Origin of the sequence: Pseudarthrobacter naphthalenicus (genome assembly GCF_029076445.1) — a bacterium.
Taxonomy (GTDB): Bacteria; Actinomycetota; Actinomycetes; order Actinomycetales; family Micrococcaceae; genus Arthrobacter; species Arthrobacter naphthalenicus.
The window spans coordinates 182,962-201,905 of record NZ_JARESG010000003.1 but is presented as its reverse complement, the minus strand read 5'-3'; the positions used below and the strand labels follow the sequence as shown (position 1 = coordinate 201,905).

The 18,944-nt window shown below is 66.3% G+C and carries 22 protein-coding genes; 12 read left to right on the top strand and 10 right to left on the bottom strand.

What is annotated here, in order from left to right:
- Positions 1–2: 2 nt before the first annotated feature.
- Both PY310_RS04540 and PY310_RS04535 read right to left on the bottom strand, forming a co-directional pair.
- Positions 3–1,145: a WD40/YVTN/BNR-like repeat-containing protein gene (locus PY310_RS04540; RefSeq protein WP_275213038.1), complete on the bottom strand. Its 1,143-nt coding sequence runs from the start codon at positions 1,143–1,145 to the stop codon at positions 3–5.
- 73 nt (positions 1,146–1,218) lie between these two features.
- The gene (locus PY310_RS04535) at positions 1,219–1,419 is read right to left on the bottom strand and encodes a hypothetical protein (protein ID WP_275213037.1); all 201 of its coding nucleotides are present in this window, start codon (positions 1,417–1,419) and stop codon (positions 1,219–1,221) included.
- 285 nt (positions 1,420–1,704) lie between these two features.
- Here PY310_RS04535 and PY310_RS04530 point away from each other — a divergent pair, with 285 nt between their 5' ends.
- The 6 genes from PY310_RS04530 (at position 1,705) to PY310_RS04505 (ending at position 7,371) form a co-directional block, all read left to right on the top strand.
- The gene (locus PY310_RS04530; protein ID WP_275213036.1) at positions 1,705–2,487 is read left to right on the top strand and encodes a hypothetical protein; all 783 of its coding nucleotides are present in this window, start codon (positions 1,705–1,707) and stop codon (positions 2,485–2,487) included.
- Positions 2,488–2,626: 139 nt separating this feature from the next.
- Positions 2,627–3,394, top strand: coding sequence for a class F sortase (locus tag PY310_RS04525; RefSeq protein WP_275213035.1), 768 nt, complete (start codon positions 2,627–2,629; stop codon positions 3,392–3,394).
- 95 nt (positions 3,395–3,489) lie between these two features.
- Complete coding sequence (locus PY310_RS04520) at positions 3,490–4,008, top strand: universal stress protein (protein ID WP_275213034.1); 519 nt, start codon at positions 3,490–3,492, stop codon at positions 4,006–4,008.
- Between the two features lie 248 nt (positions 4,009–4,256).
- The gene (locus tag PY310_RS04515) at positions 4,257–4,604 is read left to right on the top strand and encodes a metal-sensitive transcriptional regulator (RefSeq protein ID WP_275213033.1); all 348 of its coding nucleotides are present in this window, start codon (positions 4,257–4,259) and stop codon (positions 4,602–4,604) included.
- 78 nt (positions 4,605–4,682) lie between these two features.
- Positions 4,683–4,913 carry a heavy-metal-associated domain-containing protein gene (locus PY310_RS04510; RefSeq protein ID WP_275213032.1) on the top strand — a complete coding sequence of 77 codons (231 nt, stop codon included), beginning with the start codon at positions 4,683–4,685 and terminating at the stop codon, positions 4,911–4,913.
- A gap of 43 nt (positions 4,914–4,956) precedes the next feature.
- Entirely contained in the window at positions 4,957–7,371 is a 2,415-nt protein-coding gene (locus tag PY310_RS04505; RefSeq protein ID WP_275213031.1) for a heavy metal translocating P-type ATPase, read from the top strand.
- A gap of 87 nt (positions 7,372–7,458) precedes the next feature.
- Here the strand turns inward: PY310_RS04505 and PY310_RS04500 are convergent, their stop codons facing one another.
- Positions 7,459–7,731, bottom strand: coding sequence for a DUF2277 domain-containing protein (locus PY310_RS04500; RefSeq protein ID WP_275213029.1), 273 nt, complete (start codon positions 7,729–7,731; stop codon positions 7,459–7,461).
- A gap of 215 nt (positions 7,732–7,946) precedes the next feature.
- Here PY310_RS04500 and PY310_RS04495 point away from each other — a divergent pair, with 215 nt between their 5' ends.
- Complete coding sequence (locus tag PY310_RS04495; protein ID WP_275213028.1) at positions 7,947–8,210, top strand: WXG100 family type VII secretion target; 264 nt, start codon at positions 7,947–7,949, stop codon at positions 8,208–8,210.
- Between the two features lie 135 nt (positions 8,211–8,345).
- Here the strand turns inward: PY310_RS04495 and PY310_RS04490 are convergent, their stop codons facing one another.
- Positions 8,346–9,347: an EamA family transporter gene (locus PY310_RS04490; RefSeq protein ID WP_275213027.1), complete on the bottom strand. Its 1,002-nt coding sequence runs from the start codon at positions 9,345–9,347 to the stop codon at positions 8,346–8,348.
- A 71-nt stretch (positions 9,348–9,418) separates the two neighbouring features.
- Here PY310_RS04490 and PY310_RS04485 point away from each other — a divergent pair, with 71 nt between their 5' ends.
- On the top strand, positions 9,419–10,009 hold the full coding sequence (locus tag PY310_RS04485) for a CGNR zinc finger domain-containing protein (RefSeq protein WP_275213026.1): 591 nt from the start codon (positions 9,419–9,421) through the stop codon (positions 10,007–10,009).
- Positions 10,010–10,019: 10 nt separating this feature from the next.
- Here the strand turns inward: PY310_RS04485 and PY310_RS04480 are convergent, their stop codons facing one another.
- From PY310_RS04480 to PY310_RS04470, 3 genes are all read right to left on the bottom strand, one after another.
- On the bottom strand, positions 10,020–10,391 hold the full coding sequence (locus PY310_RS04480) for a hypothetical protein (protein WP_275213025.1): 372 nt from the start codon (positions 10,389–10,391) through the stop codon (positions 10,020–10,022).
- A 106-nt stretch (positions 10,392–10,497) separates the two neighbouring features.
- Positions 10,498–11,088, bottom strand: a complete 591-nt coding sequence (locus PY310_RS04475; RefSeq protein WP_275213023.1) for a hypothetical protein — start codon at positions 11,086–11,088, stop codon at positions 10,498–10,500.
- Between the two features lie 25 nt (positions 11,089–11,113).
- Entirely contained in the window at positions 11,114–12,463 is a 1,350-nt protein-coding gene (locus PY310_RS04470) for an MATE family efflux transporter (protein WP_275213022.1), read from the bottom strand.
- Positions 12,464–12,588: 125 nt separating this feature from the next.
- On the opposite strand from PY310_RS04470, the gene PY310_RS04465 reads away from it, so the two are divergent.
- Both PY310_RS04465 and PY310_RS04460 read left to right on the top strand, forming a co-directional pair.
- Entirely contained in the window at positions 12,589–13,023 is a 435-nt protein-coding gene (locus PY310_RS04465; protein WP_275213021.1) for a DoxX family protein, read from the top strand.
- Between the two features lie 206 nt (positions 13,024–13,229).
- Positions 13,230–14,198, top strand: coding sequence for an acyl-CoA thioesterase (locus PY310_RS04460; protein ID WP_275213019.1), 969 nt, complete (start codon positions 13,230–13,232; stop codon positions 14,196–14,198).
- A gap of 27 nt (positions 14,199–14,225) precedes the next feature.
- On the opposite strand, the gene dnaB is transcribed toward PY310_RS04460, so the two are convergent.
- Complete coding sequence (dnaB, locus tag PY310_RS04455) at positions 14,226–15,608, bottom strand: replicative DNA helicase (protein WP_255769369.1); 1,383 nt, start codon at positions 15,606–15,608, stop codon at positions 14,226–14,228.
- Between the two features lie 675 nt (positions 15,609–16,283).
- Here dnaB and PY310_RS04450 point away from each other — a divergent pair.
- Both PY310_RS04450 and PY310_RS04445 read left to right on the top strand, forming a co-directional pair.
- On the top strand, positions 16,284–16,748 hold the full coding sequence (locus tag PY310_RS04450; RefSeq protein ID WP_275213017.1) for a hypothetical protein: 465 nt from the start codon (positions 16,284–16,286) through the stop codon (positions 16,746–16,748).
- Positions 16,749–16,750: 2 nt separating this feature from the next.
- Positions 16,751–17,320: a hypothetical protein gene (locus PY310_RS04445; protein ID WP_275213015.1), complete on the top strand. Its 570-nt coding sequence runs from the start codon at positions 16,751–16,753 to the stop codon at positions 17,318–17,320.
- A gap of 24 nt (positions 17,321–17,344) precedes the next feature.
- Here the strand turns inward: PY310_RS04445 and PY310_RS04440 are convergent, their stop codons facing one another.
- Both PY310_RS04440 and PY310_RS04435 read right to left on the bottom strand, forming a co-directional pair.
- The gene (locus PY310_RS04440) at positions 17,345–17,971 is read right to left on the bottom strand and encodes an FMN reductase (protein ID WP_275213142.1); all 627 of its coding nucleotides are present in this window, start codon (positions 17,969–17,971) and stop codon (positions 17,345–17,347) included.
- Between the two features lie 85 nt (positions 17,972–18,056).
- Entirely contained in the window at positions 18,057–18,917 is an 861-nt protein-coding gene (locus tag PY310_RS04435; RefSeq protein ID WP_275213013.1) for a PhzF family phenazine biosynthesis protein, read from the bottom strand.
- Between the last annotated feature and the right edge of the window lie 27 nt (positions 18,918–18,944).

Here is an 18,944-nt window from a genome sequence, read left to right as displayed (position 1 = left end):
CCTCAGGCACCCTGGGCAGCTGCCGTTTCCTGAACCGGAAGGGCACCAGGGATCCTGGCCGCGCGGACGCACAGGACGTCCGGCAGGTGCGATGCCACCTCGGTGAACGTTTCGCCTTCATCAGCGCTGGCGTAGACCGTCCCGCCGCGTGTCCCGAAATAAACGCCGGCCGGTTCAGCGGAATCCACCGAGGCGGCGTCCCGCAGCACGCTGTTGTATTCGTGGGCGGGCAGCCCGGAATCCAGGCGTTTCCACGTGGCGCCGGCGTCGTCCGTCCGGTGGACCGCAAGCTTGCCCTCCGGCGGGATCCGCTCGCCGTCGGCCTTCAACGGCACCACCCAGGCGGTTCCTTCCCGGCGGGGGTGCGTCAGCATCACAAAGCCGAAGTCGGCCGGAAGCCCTTCGGCGATGGAGTTCCAGTTTTCGCCGTTATCGTCGGTGCGGTACACACCGTGATGGTTCTGAGCGTAGAGGCGGCCTTCGACGGCGGCATCCGCCGCGATCTTGTGCACGCACTGACCAAATTCCGGGTTGGGATCCGGCATGAAGTAGGCCGAGATCCCCTTATTGCGGGGCTCCCAGGAGGTGCCGCCGTCGAGCGAGCGGTACACGCCTCCCGTGCTCATGGCGACATGGACCGTGTCCCCTGCAGGATTGACAAGGATGGAGTGTGCGGCGGCGCCGCCGTAGCCGGCACCCCACTCGCTGCGGTGGGGATGGTCCCAGAGCCCGCGATTAAGCTCGAAGTGCTCGCCGCCGTCGGTGGATTTCCACACCGAAATGGGCTCGGCCCCTGCCCAGACCACGCCGGGCCGGGCCTCCGCGTCCGGATAGATCTGCCAGATCCGTTCCACGGCCGCGCCGGCATCTTCTGGAAAGGTGATGGCACCCTTTTCGGGTTCGGACCACGTGGCACCAAGGTCATCGGAGTGAGCCACCGTGGGGCCCCAGTGCTCGGATCTGACGCCCACCATGATCCGGGTCCTGCCGGCCCGGGTGTCTATGCCGATGCTGGGTATTTCGCTCATCAGGAAGTGCGGACCGGAGAAGGACCAGCGCTGCCGGTCCGGGCTCGTGGCCAGCCAGAGGCCTTTTTTGGTGCCGATCGCCAGGACAAAACTCTCTGCGGTTGCCATGCACCCCATGCAACCATCCCGGCCGGAAGGCCGCAACGGTTTTCCCGGCTATGTGGAATAACCCGGCCGGCGCGGGGAACGGTCAGTCGACAAATTCGGACTGCGTCTCGATGAAATCCCAGTCCGCCGCGGTGAGGACCTCCACGGGATTCCCGGGATGCGGTCCGCCCGCTTCGGCGATGCCCTGCAGGACCGGCAGCGGCAATTCCCCCGCCCGCAGGTTTTCCCGCAGCCATTCCTTGGTGTCGAGGTTTACGTCCAGCCACCACATGTAAATTTCCATGCCCCGTCACGCACCTTTCCTATGCATCAACGGTAGGCGCGGGCAAGTCGCCGTTCAAGGGTCCGTGCGCACCGCACTGCACCCGGTAGTGTGCTGTCATTTTCGGGTAGGGGCAGGTATCGCCGCAGGTCAACCGCCCCTTAAGTCGAGTACCCGCTACTCAGGACCCGTCCCCGCCCGGAGCCCTAGCCTGACATCACAAGCAAGCTGACCATGCATCTGGGGAACAAGGAAGCTGCCGCTCCCCCGTCATGACCAGCTTCACTACAGTCTGGGGAAAAAATCATGAACCGAGCCCTACCAATCTTGGGGGTCGCAGGGCTGGCACTGCTCACCGTCTCCGCACCGGCCTTTGCCGGCACAGACGACAACGCCAAAAAGGTCCTCGTCTGCCATGCCACAAGCAGTGCCACCAACCCCTACGTAGCCACCTTCATCAGCATTAACGCCCTGAGCAGCCACAGGCTCGAAACGGCAGACATCGTGGCGCCCAATTCCGTGCTGACGGACGGCCATAACTGGACGACTGCAGGAATGGCCAACTTTGCCAAGTACTGCACAGCCACCGCGCCCGTTGAGGAGAAGCCACCTGCGGAGGAACAGCCGCCGGCCGAACAACCACCCACCGAAGAAGAGCCGCCGGCCGAACAACCACCCACGGAGGAACACCCGCCGGCCGACCAGCCTCCCACAGAGGAACACCCGCCGGCCGACCAGCCTCCCACAGAGGAACACCCGCCGGCCGACCAGCCTCCCACAGAGGAACAGCCGCCGGCCGACCAGCCTCCCACAGAGGAACAGCCGCCGGTGGTACCGGAAACCCCGGTCACGCCCGCCCCGGCCGCGGAAAAGCCTGCGGGCCAGGCGGCCGTCCCTCAGCGTGCGGTCGCCAAGGTACCGGCGGCTGTTGTCAGCCGCGGCACCAATCAGGGCTACAACGCGCAGACGTCCGTCACCGGAACCGGCGGAAGCACCACCTGGCTGGCCGGGCTGGGCGTCCTGCTTGGTGCGGGGGCCGTGGTCTCGGTCCGGCGCAAGTCCCGCACCGAATCGCCGACGGCGGGCTGACCCGCCCGGGTCTCCAGCCATACCGGTGAGGGCGCCCAGCCAGTCCCGGCGGGGCGCCCTCACCGCATTCCCCCATCAGCCTCACCCAGCACCAGCACCGATCAACACCAGCACCGGCCAGCGGCGCGGAAAGGGCCCCATGTCGAAGCAGCCCGCCAGGCACACCGCCCGCGGACGCGTGGTGCGCGGGTCCCGTTGGAACCGCCTGAACAGGGGGGACCTGGCTATTCTCCTGTGCGGTGTCCTGGGTTTCCTGTCGCTGACATTCGGCGGCCCGTTACTTAGCCCGCCGGACGTCGGCAACCACGGGGGGTCCGGCGTCCGCGCGGCCGAAATTGCGGCACCTTCGGTAGCGCCGCCGTCGTCCGTTCCCATGCCCTCACAACCCGCGGAACAGGCGCCCACGGCGGCACCCTTGTCCGTCGCCCCGTCAGCGACGCCCGACGCCGGGCCGGTGCTGCCCGATGCTTCCGCACCCCTGCGGGTCCGGTACCAGGCGGCGGCCATTGACACCGAGGTCCATCCGCTCGAACCGGATGCCGCCGCGGCTGCCAGCCGGACTGTTGTGCCCCCGTCCACCATGGACGGCTACTGGCTGACACCTTTCGGAGTTCCGGGCAGCGGCTCCGGCAATACCACGTACATCATCGGGCACAGCTGGGAGGACCGGGATGCCCCGTTCAACCACCTCAGCTCCCGGGCAAACACAGGAGACGGGTTCGACGTCGTCACGGCCACCGGCACCATCCGCTACCGCGTTGACTCTGTCACCACCTACCTCAAGGCCAGCCTCAAGGACAGCCCCATCTGGGACATGGTGCCCAATCGCGTTGTGCTGATCAGCTGCTACACCGAGGATCCCTGGGGGAAGAACGTGGTGGTTTCGGCCTCTCCTGCGGCCGGCTGACTGGCTGGCGACGACGGGGTACACGCCGGCCCGCAGTCGACCAGTCCGAACTCCCGGCCCTGTTCAAGGACCGCCGTCCGGCACAAAATGGGGTTATGACTCCCGAACCCTTCAGTGGACCGCCCCCGCTCCTGGTGGGGGTACTGCCCAACCAGCACCCGGAAGTACTGACCACCGCAGCGAACCTTGCGGCACGGCTTTCGGTGCCTTTGCTGTGCGCCTATGTTGACGAAGCCAGCTACCTGGTGGAGTGGGATCCCGCCCGGTCGGCGCACCGCCTCTCACTCCATCCCGGGGAGGACGACGACGACGTCCGGGCTGTGACCACAGGCATTAAGGCCGACATTGAACGCAGCGTGGCACACAGCAGGGCAAACGGCGTGCAGGTGGAATGGACACTGCGAACCCTCACGGGCGACCCCGCGCGCGCCCTCGCCCGCCTCGCCGCCGAAACCAACGCGCCCATGATCATCGTGGGCACCTCGGAACGCGGCCTGTCCCACCGGATTTCCGAGATGCTTAACGGCTCCATAGGACTCTGGCTGACCCATCACCAAAGCCGGCCCGTGCTGGTTGTCCCCTACCGCCGGGCGGCACGCGAGGACCGTGAATAGCGTGTTGAAGCGGCCTAGAAAATAAAGCGAAAGTAGTTATTCGAGGTGGTGGCGGACAGCCATACTGGCAAGTAAGCTGAACCGAGCAGAGAGATCCGGCCAGGGGGCCGGACAGATCTGCCCAAAGGCTGCTCCGGAGTGCGTATCCCCCAATAACGCACTCCGGAGCTTTTTTGTGTCCGAAACTGAGGAACTCATACCCCCATCGGGTACTTGTGGCATACCCCCTTGGGGTATAGGTTGGACTCATGGAATCTTCCCAGGCAACCGTCCCCTTGCAGGCTGATGCCCAGCCCGCGCCGCCGCATGGCTACACCGCCAACAAGGACGCCTATTTGCGAAGGCTCAAGCGGATCGAGGGGCAAGTCCGCGGCATTGCCCGGATGGTGGACGAGGACAAATACTGCATCGACATCCTGACTCAGGTTTCCGCTGTCACCAAGGCGCTGCACGCCGTCAGCCTGGGCCTTGTCGAGGAACACATCGGCCACTGCGTCGTGGGCGCGGCCGCCGAACCCGACCCTGGCTTGCGGGCTGAAGCGATCGACGCCAAGGTCAAGGAGGCAGCGGAAGCAATCGGCCGCCTCCTGCGGTGACCCTCCAGCCACCGCCCAACCAGACACACCCAACCCGGGGCCAGGCCAACCTGCCGGGCCCCCTTTAAAGGAGCAACCATGAGCACCGTCTCCACCACTGTCAGCGTGTCCGGCATGACCTGCGGCCACTGCATTTCCTCCGTCACCGAAGAAATTGAATCCCTCGCCGGTGTTGAAGAGGTCGCCGTGGACCTCAACGCCGGGGGCATCTCCACTGTCACCATTACCTCCAGCCAGGAATTGTCGCCGGCCGAGATCGGCGAAGCGGTGGCCGAAGCCGGCTACCTGGTTGTGGCAAACGAAGCGTAACTACTCAGAAGGCGGGCCACGCACCGTGCACACAGAGGACTTAATGAGCCAAGCGGGCAACCGGGTGGTTGAACTGGACATCGAGGGCATGACCTGTGCCTCGTGCGTGAACCGCGTGGAACGGAAACTCCGCAAGCTAGACGGCGTGGAAGCCTCCGTGAACCTCCCCCTGGAATCCGCCCACGTCACGGTTCCGGCAGGCATCACGGACCAGCAGATCGTGGACACCGTGAACGCCACAGGCTACAAAGCCACCCTCCGCCAGCCCCCCGCCCCCACTCACCAAGATCCGCACGATCTGGGTGGTCACGGTGGTCACGGTGGTCCGGAAGACGGGTACACCAGTTCCCCGGATGGCCAGAGCACCGACTCCGGTGACATGCGGAAGCGTGCGTCTGAGGGAGGAACGACCGAGCACGCGGAGCATGTGGCCGAAGGCGGTGCGCAACGGGACCATGGGGCCAATGGAGGAGCCGCTGCCAAACTCAGGCCGCGGCTGATTGTGGCGGCAGTCCTGACGGTTCCGGTGTTCCTGATCTCGATGGTCCCGGCCCTGCAGTTCCCGAACTGGGGCTGGGTGGCGGGAGTGCTGGCCCTTCCCGTGGTGAGCTGGGCGGCCTGGCCGTTCCACCGCGCCGCCGCCGTCAACGCACGCCATTTTGCCTCCACCATGGACACCCTCGTCTCCATCGGGGTCGCGGCCGCGTACCTTTTCAGCGTCTGGCAGCTGGCGCTTGACCCTCGCCTGACTGAGCACCCTGGCATGGAAGGCATGGAATCCGGCGGCCTGTACTTTGAAGTCGCCGCGGTGGTCACCTCCTTCCTGCTCCTGGGCCGGTTCCTCGAAGCCAACGCCAAAGAAAAGGCCGGCGATGCCCTGAAGGCACTGTTGAACCTCGGCGCCAAGGACGCCACAGTCCTCCAGGACGGCACCGAACACCAAATTCCCGCCGATCAGCTCCGCGTGGGGGACGTTGTGGTGGTCCGCCCCGGCGAGAAAATCGCCACCGACGGCGTCGTTCTCGAAGGCAGCTCCGCCGTCGACGCGTCCCTGCTGACCGGCGAATCCGTCCCGGTGGAGGTTGGCCCCGAAAGCAAGGTCACCGGGGCCACGATCAACACCTCGGGACGCCTGCTGGTCCGGGCTACCCGGGTCGGCTCCGAGACGACCCTTGCCCAGATGGCGCGGCTGGTGTCCCGGGCCCAGACCGGAAAGGCGCCCATCGCGCGGCTGGCCGACCGGATCAGCGGGGTCTTTGTCCCCCTGGTGCTGGTCATCGCCGTGGTCACGTTTGGGCTGTGGCTCGTGGCCAGCGGCCCGGCAGTTGATCCTGCTGAACTTCGGGCCGCGTTCACCGCCGCGGTCACGGTCCTGGTCATCGCCTGTCCCTGCGCACTGGGCCTCGCCACTCCCGTGGGCCTCCTCACCGGCACCGGTCGCGGGGCCCAGCTGGGCATCCTGATCAAGGGCCCGCAGGTCCTCGAAGACACCCGAACCGTGGACACCATCCTGTTGGACAAGACCGGCACCATCACCAGCGGGAAGCTCTCCGTGGCGGGGACCTCGGCGTTTGAGGGCCACCTGGAGCGGGACGTGCTGCGCCTCGCCGGTGCTGTCGAGGCCGCGTCGGAGCACCCCATCGCCCGCGCCATCGCGGCAGCAGCCCAGGAGGTGCAGGGCACGTACGACGGCGGCCGGTTGCCCGCCGTCGAACACTTCCGTTCGGCGCCCGGCGGCGGAGTGGCCGGAACCGTGGGGGGCCGCGTCATCCTGGCGGGCCGCACGGGCTGGCTGAGGGAGAACGGCGTCAGCATCACCGCGTTGCAGCAGGAAACACTGGATGCTGCGGAGGCGGGCGGCGCCACGGCCATCTGGGTTGCGGTGGACGGGGTTCCGGCCGGCATCATCAGCCTGCAGGACACGATCAAGCCGGGCTCGGCGGCGGCCATTGAACGGCTGAAGGGGCTGGGGCTGAGGCCTATCCTGCTGACCGGAGACAACGCCGCCGTGGCCGCACAGGTGGCTGCCGCCGTCGGGATCTCCCCCGCTGACGTTCACGCCGCCGTGCTGCCGGCCGGAAAGGTCGAGGCGGTAAAAAAGCTCCAGGCCGGGGGTGCCACGGTGGCCATGGCCGGGGACGGCGTGAACGACGCCGCCGCCCTGGCGCAGGCCGATCTTGGCATCGCCATGGGCTCAGGCACCGACGTGGCGATTGAAGCGGCAGACCTCACCGTCATGGGCGATGACCTCGGCCAGGTCGCCCAGGCGATCGAACTCTCCCGGCGGACCCTGGCCACCATCAAAACCAACCTGTTCTGGGCCTTTTTCTACAACGCCATCGGCATTCCGGTGGCTGCCCTGGGCCTGTTGAACCCGATGCTGGCCGGTGGTGCGATGGCGGCGAGCTCGGTCCTGGTGGTGGCGAACTCGCTGCGGCTGCGCAGCTTCGGCAAATAGGCGCACCGGCCCAACCAGGTAGCAGCAAGTGTCGTTTTGACGCTTCAAAACGACACTTACTGCTACCCAGATGACGGGAGGCTCCGCTCAGGCGGTACCGAAGCGGATGGCGGAGCGGGCCTTGGCCTTGGCCGCCTCCTCGTCCCGGTCCTTGGCGGGCGCATGTGTCACCAGCGAGTCCAGCAGGTGCTGCGTGACATGCGCGATTTCATGCACTGCAGCTTCGAAGGCTTCCTCATTGGCCTTGGACGGCTTGGTGCTCCCGCTGACCTTGCGCACGTATTGCAGGGCGGCCGCGTGCACTTCCTCGGACGTGGCGTGCGGTTCATAGTTATGGAGGGTTCGAATATTCCGGCACATACGGTCATGCTAGGCTCTGGAACGCCCGGAATCGACCCCCTGCCGCGGGCAGCCCCGGGAGGCACTCCCGTGGCGAGGGCTGCATGGGCAGCGGTGCCCATCGACGGGGTTTGCGGGGCCGGGATAGGTTGGGGGCAATGGATCTCCCGGATGAGCCGGGGGCCGCTGGGGATGCCGATCCGGATCGGATCCAATGACTTTATGAGGAGAAACTGATGGCTATTTGGGGCGCAGATGTAGAGCAGCTCAGGACTCTTGGCACGAAGCTGCAGGCCGGTGCTTCCACGATCGAGCAGGAGCGGAGCAACCTGACCCGCATTCTGGACAGCACCCAGTGGAAGGGCCCGGACGCGGACCACTTCCGCGGCGAATGGTCCGGCACGCACACGAGTGCGCTGAACCAGGTCATCCAGGCGCTCAAGGATGCCGGCCAGAAGGCCACCAGGAACGCCAATGAGCAGGATCAGGCTTCCCGCTAAACCCGCTCTGCCTGTACGGGGGCCCGGACGAACGGTCCGGGCCCCCGTACTTTAATCGGCGGATGGCGTTGGGGGTGCACCGCTGTCAGGTGCGCGCAGCCCCGGGTGCGTGGCACCTGCTAAACGCGCCGGCACTCAGGGAACGGGTTCGACGTCGTTCGCGTGATCCAGCGGTGCGGCCGTGCCGGCGAGGGCGGCCGCCCCGGCGCGCAGTTCATCCAGCCGGACCAAAACCACGCCCGCGACGATAAGCACACCGCCCAGCAACTGAACCGGGCCCGGCAGCTCGCCAAGAAGCAGCCAGGCCCAGATCACGGCGAACAGCACCTCGGTCAGCGAGACGAAGGACGCCACCTTGGAGCCGAGCGCGCGGGCAGCCATGATGCCGGAAACATAGGCCAGGACAGTGGCGAGTGTGACCAGCCCGGCCAGGGCAGCCCACCACGGCGCAATCCAGGGGCCCAGCCGGGTATCCCCGGTACTGAACGCCATGGGCAGAAGTCCCGTGGCGCCGGCCAGCCACATCACCACAGCGCCTACCAGCAGTCCGGCCGATGCCAGGACGATGGGCGGCAGCGAATCGTTCTCCTTTGCCGTGATGAAGAAATAGATGGCCAGGCAGACTGCGGCGGCCAGGCCCCAGAGGACCCCCACCACGTCGATTTTGACGGCACCGGCAAGGTCCAGCACCAGCACCAGGCCCGCGAGGGAGAGCACAGTTCCGCCGAAGGTCAGGATCCGCGGACGTTTGCGGCTGGCAATCCAGAGCCACAGCACAATGAGGACCGGGGCGAGGTACTCAAGCAGCAGCGCCACGCCGACTGACAGGCGGGCAACGGCGTTGAAATAGAAGAGTTGGCAGGCTGCCACGCCGATCAGGCCGAAGAGGGCTATGGTGACCCAGTTGTCCCTGAGTTGGTGCCACCGGCCCTGCAAGGCCAGGGCCGCGGGAAGTGCCAGGATCAGCGCGGCACCGGTCAAGCGGGCGGTCACGGCGGCCCCGGGGGACCATCCGGACTCCAGAAGAGCCTTGGCAAAGGAACCGGAAAGGCCGAACACGGCAGAGGAGAACAGCGCAATTCCCAGGCCGGAGCCGAGGAACCCGCGCGCGGCGGCGGGATTGAGGGCGGCAGACACCGGCGCCTCCTGTCAGGAGTAAAGTAGGGTTATGGTCCTGACATTACGCCCGGCTTTGGTAAGGAGTCAAGATGGTATTTGCTCCTGACACCGAGGTTGCCCTGCGCACGGTGGTCAACCTGATCAACACGGCCGCAAACGGGCGCGAATCCCTGGCTACCGTGGCCGATCTGGACCACTTCCTTGACGTGGAGCGCTTCAGCGGATCCCGCACCCGCGACGACGCCGAAGTGGCGAGCGTTCGCGAACTGCGCAGCCGGCTGAGTGCGCTGTGGACGGCAGACGAGGACACGGCGGTGGCCGGGGTGAACCGGCTGCTGCGCGAGGCCAATGCACTCCCGCAACTGACAAAACACGACGGGTGGGACTGGCACCTGCACGCCACCACCCGGGAGGCACCGCTGGCCGACAGGATGGGGACCGAGGCCGCCATGGCCCTCGTGGACGTCATCCGAAGCAAGGAGATGGACCGCCTGCTTGTCTGCGCGGCGGACGACTGTGATGCCGTGGTGCTGGATTTGAGCCGAAACCGGTCCAAGCGATACTGCGACACCGGCAACTGCGCCAACCGGACCCACGTTGCTGCCTATCGGGCGCGCCAGGCGACTGCCGAACGCGGGACCGCCGAACGCGGGACGGCCGGACGCGGGACGGCGGGGTAGGACCGGCCGGCTAGGAGCGGCTGGTACCCGGGCCGTCGGCGTCGGGCGTTTCCGAAGGGCCGTCCGCGTGGCCCTGGCCGTTCCCGCCAAACCCGTGCGAGGGATTCTTGGCGGAGCTGAGGTTGACCCCGGAGCCCTTGCCCAGGTGCTCGGCGTTCTCCTTATAGCTCATGGAGAGCATGGCCGCTATGACCAGCGTGACGATGAACGCGATGCCCGCGCCGGTGAAGGCAAGATCGAACCGGGGGGTCTTGGCGCTGCCGCCGGAGGCGAAGATCAACACCGAAACGAAGGCGAGGACGGCCCAGAACGCGGAGAACATCAGCGGCCCCTTCACCGAGGTCCGCAGCTTGCGCGGTTTGCCTGGTTGCTGGTCTGCCACGATATTTCCTCCTACAGCCGGGCCGAATCGGCCTGCTGGTTTCGAATGTTCCGGATTGTCCCGCCCCGCATATTTTCTACACTGGGTAGAACGGTCTTCTTCTAGTTTACGGCTTCCGGGCGGCGCTCCGGGCATCGTGCCTCAGGGTCAGCCCGGACAGGACCCACAACACACCGGAGATGATGGCCCCGCCGCCGGCAACACCGAGCAGGGCATGGGGTCCGAGGCTGATGAAGAAGGGCAGGGCCGCGGCAGTGCCGAGGCCTATGACGCCGGAGGCGATCCAGTCGCGGGCCAGCACATGCCGGGCCCGGCACCGGAGGCCGCAATACAACTCCGCCGCGCCGGCCAGGCCGAGGCCCAGGGCGGCGACCACGCCGAACACCCCGCTCCCGTGCAGCAGTACCAGCGCGGCGCCCGCCCCCGTCAGGACGGCGCCGGCCGCGGAGACGATCCTGCCGGGCATCCCGTTCCGCGCGTCGCCCGCCTTGGGGATACCCCAAAGCACCAGGAGTCCGGTGGCCAGCAGGTACAGACCGCCCGCCCAGCCCATGCCCTGGATTGAGGGTGAAGGCCAGAAAATCGTCAGGGCACCGAAGGCGAGTGCTGCCAGGGCGCGGAGCAATACCGGCTTCCACAGGTCAGCCTGCTGGGCGGTGCCTGCGGCCGTGGCTGCAGGAGTCAGTGGTTGGTTCACCGGTCCAGTTTAGTGGGATCAGGTCCTATGGCGAACCCAGCACCATCCAGCGGTCCGATCGGGCGCGGAGGCCAAGGGTCACGGCGCGGGCGGCCATGTAGCCGATGGCGAAAGCGGCCCACAACCATGCGAGCCTTGCCGGTGAGGTCCCGCCGCCAGTGGCAACAGCCAGCAGGAGCGGGACATACGCGGCGAGGTTCACCAGCCCCGCCACGGCCAGGTACCGGGCGTCGCCGGCCCCGATCAGCACCCCGTCGAGGACAAAAACGTAGCCGGCGATGGGCTGGCCGGCCGCCAGGATCCATAAGGCGTACGTCAGGGCGGACTGGACGCCGGCGTCCGGAGTGAACAGCGCCCCCGCCCACGGCGCGGCGACGGCGAGCAGCGCACCGGTGACAACCCCGAACCCGATGCCCCAGCGGACCATCGTCCGCGTCAGCCGCCGGGCGCCTGAAGGGTTGGACGCCCCCAGCTCCTTGCCGATCAGGGCCTGCGCCGCGATGGCGAGGGCATCAAGGGCAAAGGCGAGGAACGAGAAAATGGTCATGGCCAGCTGGTGGGCCGCCAGGTTGACGGCCCCCTGTTCCGTGACCACCAAAACCGTGGCCAGGATGGCGATGCGCAGGCTGAGGGTGCGCAGCATCAACCAGGACCCCACGCGGGTCAGTGCCCGGATCCCGCGCCAGTCAGGCATCAGGCTGACGCCGTGCCTGGCCGCATTCCGCTGGACCATCACCAGGTAGACGGCAGCCATGGCCCACTGTGCCGCACTGGTGCCGATCGCCGAGCCGGCCACCGACCAGCCAAGGCCGTAGACCAGCCACAGGTTCAGGACGATGTTGAGGGTAAAACCGGCGGTGGCCACGACCAGCGGGGTCCTGGTGTCCTGCAGCCCGCGCAGGACCCCTGTTCCGGCGAAAATCAGCAGCGTCGCCACCAGCCCGGGCATGGACCAGCGCAGGTAATCCACGGCAAAGGTCCGGACGTCGCCGGCGGCGCCCATCAGGGTGAGCAATGGTTCGGCCGCCCAGAAGCCTGCCACCGCCAGGACCACGCCCAGCAGGAAAGCCAGCCAGACGCCGTCGCGCCCGGCGGCGAGGGCCTTGCCCAGCTGGCCGTGGCCCATTGCCCGGGCCACCGCAGGGGTGGTGGAGTAGGCGAGGAAGATCATCAGGCCGACGGCTGTGTGCAGCACCGCGGAGGCGAGCCCCACGCCAGCCAGCTGGGCAACACCGAGATGCCCCACAATGGCCGAATCCGCGAGCAGGAAGAGCGGCTCGGCAATCAGCGCGCCAAACGCCGGGACGGCCAGCCGGAGAATGTCCCGGGAAGGGCTGGCGGGGCGTACCGCAGCAGCGGAAGTTCGGTTCGGCACAGTGCCAGCTTAACCGGGGCGGCGACTGTTCAGGCCCGGCTTCCGTGACGCCCCGTGTCATGAGCTGGAACACAAAAGCCGGTAATTAGTTGACACTTCAACCAATCATCGGGGACACTCGAAACATGAACCAGTCACGCCTCACCACCTCCGCCCTGACCATTTTGCGCGTCGCCCTCGGCTTCCTCTTCGCTGCCCACGGCTGGCAGAAGTTCAACGAGTGGACCATCGCCGGCACCCAGGCTGCCTTCAGCCAGATGGGTGTTCCCGCAGCCGACCTGGCGGCACCGCTCGTGGCCGTCCTCGAACTTGCCGGCGGCATCGCCCTCATCCTGGGCATCCTCACCCGCGTTGTGGGTGCCCTGCTGGCCCTGGACATGCTCGGTGCCCTCGTCCTGGTGCACGCCGGCGCAGGCGTCTACGCCGACAAGGGCGGCTACGAACTCGTCCTCCTCCTGGGCGCAGCAGCCCTGGCCCTCGCCCTCACCGGCGCCGGCCGCATCTCCGTGGACCGGGCCCTGTTCGGCCGCATGAACAACAAGCTGGCGGTCCTCGCCTAAGCACCCACCCCCGCCCAAAAAACGCTCTCTCACTTAATGTGGGTTTTCCCGGGATGCTCTCTCACTTTCTTGAAGAAAGTGAGAGAGCATCCCGTCTTTAAGCGCATTAAGTGAGAGAGCGTCCGGCCTGGCGTGGGGGGAGGGTCCGCGGGCGGCTCAGGCGTCATAAGTGCGGCGGACCGGGGGCACGCTCTAAGGTGGGCAGCATGACTGAGACCGCGGCAAATTCCGTCACCCTGCGCTTCCTGGCGGCACCCACTGATGTGGGCCACAGCGGGTCAGTGGATGCCGGCACCGTCCTGGAATGGGTGGACAAGGCCGCCTATGCCGCCGCGGTGGGATGGGCCAAGTCCTACTGCGTCACCGCGTACGTGGGCAACATCCACTTCGCCGACCCGGTCAACAGCGGCGACATGGTGGAGGTGGAAGCGACCATCGTCTACACCGGCCGCTCCTCCATGCACATCCGGACCGTGGTTTCCTCCGGCGATCCCAAGGGCGGCCCTGCCACCATGCGGAGCCAGTGCATGGTGATCTTCGTGGCCGTGGGCGACGACGGCAAGCCCGTCCCCGTGAAGCACTTCGAGCCGGTCACCCCGGCTGAGATCCAAGAGCGCGATCACGCACTCGCCCGGATCAGGATCCGCGAACAGATCGTCAAAGCCATGAACGCCCAGGAATATACCGACGCCGGAACGGCCGAACGTGTGACGCTGCGGTTCATGGCGGCCCCCACCGACGTGAACTGGGGAGGGAAGGTCCATGGCGGCATCGTCATGAAATGGATCGATGAAGCGGCCTACGTCTGCGCCTCGCGGTACTGCGGGATGGACACTGTGGCGGTCTTCTCCGGCGGCGTGCGCTTCTACCGGCCCCTCCTGATCGGACATGTCGTGGAGGTTGAGGCCCGGCTGGTCTACACAGGGACCAAAGGCATGCACATCGCCGTCCACGTGCGTTCGGGCGATCCGAAGGGCGGCGCACTGAACCTCACCACGTACTGCCTCACCGTGATGGTGGCGCGCGACGCCGAGGGAAACTCGGTGCCCGTCCCGCCGTGGGTGCCGGTCACGGAAGAGGACAAACGCCTGCACGCCCATGCCCGCGAATTGCTGGAGATCCGCGGGAAAGCGCCCGGAAACCGGCTGCCCAACCACCTGCTGCAGCAGGGCTGAACCCCTGCCCGGTCCGGTGACCGGACCCTAGAAGCCCCCGCCTCCGGCGTCGGCGGCCATGTTGGCAAAGCGCGAGTAGTGGCCCTGGAAGGCCACCACGATGTCCTTGGTGGGACCGTTACGATGCTTGGCGATCAGGATGTCAGCCTCGCCGGCCCGCGGCGACTCCTTGTCATAGACGTCTTCGCGGTGCAGGAGGATCACCATGTCCGCGTCCTGCTCAATGGAGCCCGATTCGCGGAGGTCCGAGACCATGGGCCGCTTGTCCTGGCGCTGTTCGGAGCCACGGTTGAGCTGCGACAGGGCGATAACGGGCACCTGCAGTTCCTTGGCCAAGAGCTTGAGGGCACGGGAGAATTCCGAGACTTCCTGCTGGCGCGACTCAACTTTCTTGCCCGAGCTCATGAGCTGCAGGTAGTCAAGGATGACCAGCTTGAGGTCGTGCTGCTGCTTGAGCCGCCGGCATTTTGCCCTGATTTCCATCAGGGACATGTTGGGACTGTCGTCAATGAAGAGCGGGGCGTCGTTCATCCGGCCCATGGTGGTGGCGATCTTGGACCACTGCTCGTCCTTGATGGTGCCCTTGCGGAGGTCCTGGAGGCCGATGGTGGCCTCGGCGGACAGGAGACGCATGGCGATCTCATTCCGGCCCATTTCGAGCGAGAACATGACCGTTGCCAGGTTGTTTTTGATGGCTGCGGACCGGGCGAAGTCCAGGGCGAACGTGGACTTACCCACGGCGGGGCGGGCGGCAATGACGATCATCTGGCCAGGGTGCAGGCCGTGGGTGAGCTCGTCCAGCTCGTAAAAGCCGGTGGGCACCCCCGTCATTCCTTCGCCCCGGTGCCCGGAGGCCTCGATCTCGTCAACCGTGGATTCCATGACGTCCTTGAGGACAACATAGTCCTCGGCGGTGCGTCGCTCGGCGACGGCGTAGACCTCGGCCTGGGCCTGGTTGACCAGGTCCTCCACCTCGCCGTCGGAGCCGTAACCCAGCTGGACAATCTTGGTGCCGGCGTTGACCAACCGGCGCAGGACGGCGCGTTCGGCCACAATCTCGGCGTAGTATCCGGCGTTGGCGGCCGTGGGTACGGTCTGAATGAGTTCGTGCAGGTAGGCCGGGCCGCCGATCCTGTTAATCTCGGCACGCTTGGTCAGTTCGTCCGAAACCGTCACGGCGTCGGCAGGCTCACCCCGGCCGTAGAGGTCAATGATCGCTTCATAAATGGTCTCGTGCGCGGGCCGGTAGAAGTCCTGGCCGCGGAGGATCTCCACAACGTCAGCAATGGCGTCCTTGGAGAGCATCATGCCGCCCAGCACGGACTGTTCTGCCGGTATGTCCTGGGGAGGCTTCCGGCTCGTCTCCGACCCTCGGGTACCCTCGATTGAATCCAGGTGCGTTACTGACAAAGCTGCCGTCCTCCATTGTGTGCCGCAGCAGGCGGCACGTAAGTCATCTTGTCCTGCGGAGCCGGGCTGTTAAACCTCAACAGCATGGCGTACCTTCAGGTGTATCAGCGGCCACTGACAAACGTGGACCGCGCCGCTCCACCGGCGAGTCAGCCCGCGGGCGCGCAGAAGTTATCCCCACAATCCACAGGTTATCCACAGAAGGTGCCGGCCCGGGAAAGGAACCCCTTGGCAGCGGTGCCACCGGCTGGCGGCGCGTTCTTTTCACTCCCCAACAACAGGTATCCCGCAACGGTAGCCGCCAGCGACCCAGCCTCCAAGCCCACCGTCCCCGCAGCCTGTGGATAACCTGTGCACTACAGGGCATAGCTTGTGCACAGTCTGTGCATGAACCTGTGGAAACAAAAAAACTTTGCAGCCTTATACGCCTCTGAACTGCGGAAACACTTCCGGGTGGATGTGGACGAAAAAATTCTTTGGGGAAAGGCTAATCCACAGCCTGAGGTGCCGGCCGGTGGAAATCACCGCGTATTTGGGTGGTATCGGAGCTCCACGCCAGCCCGCACTGGGTGAGGAAAATTACACAAGGTTCAGGTTTTGACCTTGGGGCGCAGGCGCTGTATGGAGCTTCAGGAATGTGCTGTGGATAACGGCCATCTGGCATAAGCTCTAAGCATGGGCGACATACTGATGGTGTTACTGCCGGCCGGAATCCTGGTGGCAGTCCTGTGGACGCTCACAACGGCTCTCAGGCCGCGCGATACCGGAATCTCGGAAGCCGAAAAGTACCAGCAGGACCTCGCCAGGCGCTCCGCCGCCCACTATGCGGAACAGGTGCGGCTGGCTACCGCCGTACGCGCCCGGCTGGAAGCGAATACCCGACCAAGCCAGAACGAACAGCAGCAGTCGCAGCAGGCGGACCACGCCCGTGCCGCACTGCAGGCCCGCACCGGGTCCTCTACCGGAGCCGGCACCGGAGCGCACGGCCATTTGCTCCCCGGTGGCCTGTTCGATCCGCAGCTTGTTATGCAGCTCCAGACGATGGCCCGTGACGGGCACAAGCTCCAGGCCATCAAGCTTCTGCGCCAAACAACCCACACCGACCTGGCCACCGCCAAGAAGTACGTAGATCGGCTTTAGAAATGGAATCGCTCGTGATCCCCGTTATTATCCTCGCGGTTGTGGCCGGCGGCGTCGCCTTGGCAGCCCAAGCAATCGGCAGGCGCCAGGCAGCCGCCAGGGAAGCCGCCACAGCACCCGCTCCGGACGCGTCCGAGCTGGCCCGCCTGGCTGCCGCCAAGCTAAACGAGGAGCAGCACCGGAAGCTGTATGCCCTGATCGCACAGGGGCAGGCGATGGCGGCCATCAAGTTCTACTACGAGTCCACAGGGGAGGGCTTGAGGGCCGCCCGGGACGCTGTCGGGGCGCTGGCCGCCCATCCCCAGCCCTTCCGCGGCCCCCAGGCGGAGGCTGAAGACGTTGAAGCCGACGACGATACCCCTCAGCGGTTCCCGTACCGGTACCGCGCCATTGCCAGCAAGGGCGACGTCACGCGGGAGGTCAGCAGCAACATGCTTAACGACGAAATCTACGGGCGGATCCGCACGCTGGCTCGCAGTGGCGATATTGAGGGTGCGGCCACGGCGCTGACCAAGCACTCTGACATCTCGATGAAGCAGGCCCGCGAGTTCATCGCCCTCCTGGACGATTAGGCGTCGGCACGGCGCGGGCAGCTGCTACCTTCCGCCGGAGATGCCGGCCAGCAGCTGCTCAAACGGCAGGGACTCGGCCAGCGCCGGGCTCCGGTCCGGCTGCGCACCCTTCAGGAGCGCGGCGAACTCTGACGCTGCCCGCCGCACCCTGTCGGAGAGGGGCGAGGCGCCGTCGTCGGTGTTACCCCAGTCCTGGGGTCCGGCAAATACCGCAGTGGCGGTCATTCGGGTGCGAAGGTAGCTGAACAGCGGCCGCATGGCGTACTCCAGAACCATTTGGTGACGGTCGGTGCCGCCGGTGGCCCCCAGCAGGACAGCCTTGCCCTCCAGGGACTTGGGGTCCAGGACGTCAATAAGGGATTTGAACAGACCGCTGTAGGACGCGCTGAAGACGGGGCTCACCGCGATGATGCCGTCCGAAGCTTCCACGCCGGCGATGACGTCGGCGAGTCGTGGAGCCGCGTAGCCGGTGACGAAATTGTTGGCGATATCCACCGCGAGATCACGAAGCTCAACCACGTCCACCTTTACCTGGTAGCCGGCATCAGTAAGTGCGTGCTCTGCGGCAGCGGCGAGCTGGTCAGCGAGCAGCCGGCTGGAGGACGGCACGCCCAGGCCGGCAGTCAGTACGGTAATGCGGCGGGTTTCCACCATGGACTCCTCAGGTTCGGTTCACGCAAGGCTAGATGTGTTTGCATGTATCTGGATAACCGGAGACCTCCCGCATTTATTCCGGCTACAGCACGACCGTTCCACCGATGCGCGCAGCGGAACGGCCGCCCACCCAGGTGTCGCCGCCCACGGCGTCCACGTGGATCCGTCCCGCCCGCCCCAGCATCGTCCCCTGCGCGGCCACATACGACGACGGCGCGCGGCCGCTGCCGATCAGCCATTGCGCGGCGCCGGCGTTGAAGCTGCCCGTGACCGGATCCTCAACTGCTGCGTCGCCGGGAATGAAAGTGCGGACCTCGAAATCCACCTCCGCATCCGGGGCGTGGGGGCCGATCACGCCGACGTTAAGGTCCCCCAGGGCGGAGAAGTCCGGTCTGATACCCATTACCTGCGCGGCGGACGCCAGGAGCACTCCGATCCAGTTCGGACCGTTAACCAGCCAGGAGCCGTCCAGCAGCGCGTGCCGGGGCAGCCGCAGTCCGTCCGCGATCTGTGCCATGTCTTCTTCGGCCACCGGCCCGAAGCGCGTCAGTGGCGGCGCCGCGAATGCCAACCGTCCGTCGTCGCGCTTTACCCGCACCAGGCCGGCCCCGCACTCCTGGACAAGCACGCCGTCCTGCTTCGGGATTCCGCCGGCATCCAGCCACGCCTGCGCCGAGCCCAGCGTGGGGTGGCCCGCAAAGGGAAACTCCTCGTGCGCAGTGAAAATGCGGACCCGGTAGTCGGCCTCCGGATGCGTGGGCGGCAGCAGGAAGGTGGTTTCCGAAAGGTTGGTCCAGTTGGCGAACTGCTGCATCTGCCCGGCAGTGAGGTCTGCGGCTTCAACAACTACCGCCAGCGGGTTGCCCCGGTAAGGTTCGTCCGTGAACACATCCATCTGGGTGAACGGACGACGGCGGGGCGATGGGGAAGGGTTCTGGCTCACCGCCGCAGGTTATCACCCCCGAAGGCG

Coding starts and splice junctions, on each gene's coding strand:
- PY310_RS04530 (WP_275213036.1), top strand. CDS start 1,705: ATGAACCGAGCCCTACCAATCTTGGGGGTCGCAGGGCTGGCACTGCTC.
- PY310_RS04540 (WP_275213038.1), bottom strand. CDS start 1,145: ATGGGGTGCATGGCAACCGCAGAGAGTTTTGTCCTGGCGATCGGCACC.
- PY310_RS04525 (WP_275213035.1), top strand. CDS start 2,627: ATGTCGAAGCAGCCCGCCAGGCACACCGCCCGCGGACGCGTGGTGCGC.
- PY310_RS04505 (WP_275213031.1), top strand. CDS start 4,957: ATGAGCCAAGCGGGCAACCGGGTGGTTGAACTGGACATCGAGGGCATG.
- PY310_RS04460 (WP_275213019.1), top strand. CDS start 13,230: ATGACTGAGACCGCGGCAAATTCCGTCACCCTGCGCTTCCTGGCGGCA.
- PY310_RS04510 (WP_275213032.1), top strand. CDS start 4,683: ATGAGCACCGTCTCCACCACTGTCAGCGTGTCCGGCATGACCTGCGGC.
- PY310_RS04535 (WP_275213037.1), bottom strand. CDS start 1,419: ATGGAAATTTACATGTGGTGGCTGGACGTAAACCTCGACACCAAGGAA.
- PY310_RS04450 (WP_275213017.1), top strand. CDS start 16,284: ATGGGCGACATACTGATGGTGTTACTGCCGGCCGGAATCCTGGTGGCA.
- PY310_RS04485 (WP_275213026.1), top strand. CDS start 9,419: ATGGTATTTGCTCCTGACACCGAGGTTGCCCTGCGCACGGTGGTCAAC.
- PY310_RS04515 (WP_275213033.1), top strand. CDS start 4,257: ATGGAATCTTCCCAGGCAACCGTCCCCTTGCAGGCTGATGCCCAGCCC.
- PY310_RS04465 (WP_275213021.1), top strand. CDS start 12,589: ATGAACCAGTCACGCCTCACCACCTCCGCCCTGACCATTTTGCGCGTC.
- PY310_RS04445 (WP_275213015.1), top strand. CDS start 16,751: ATGGAATCGCTCGTGATCCCCGTTATTATCCTCGCGGTTGTGGCCGGC.
- PY310_RS04520 (WP_275213034.1), top strand. CDS start 3,490: ATGACTCCCGAACCCTTCAGTGGACCGCCCCCGCTCCTGGTGGGGGTA.
- PY310_RS04500 (WP_275213029.1), bottom strand. CDS start 7,731: ATGTGCCGGAATATTCGAACCCTCCATAACTATGAACCGCACGCCACG.
- PY310_RS04495 (WP_275213028.1), top strand. CDS start 7,947: ATGGCTATTTGGGGCGCAGATGTAGAGCAGCTCAGGACTCTTGGCACG.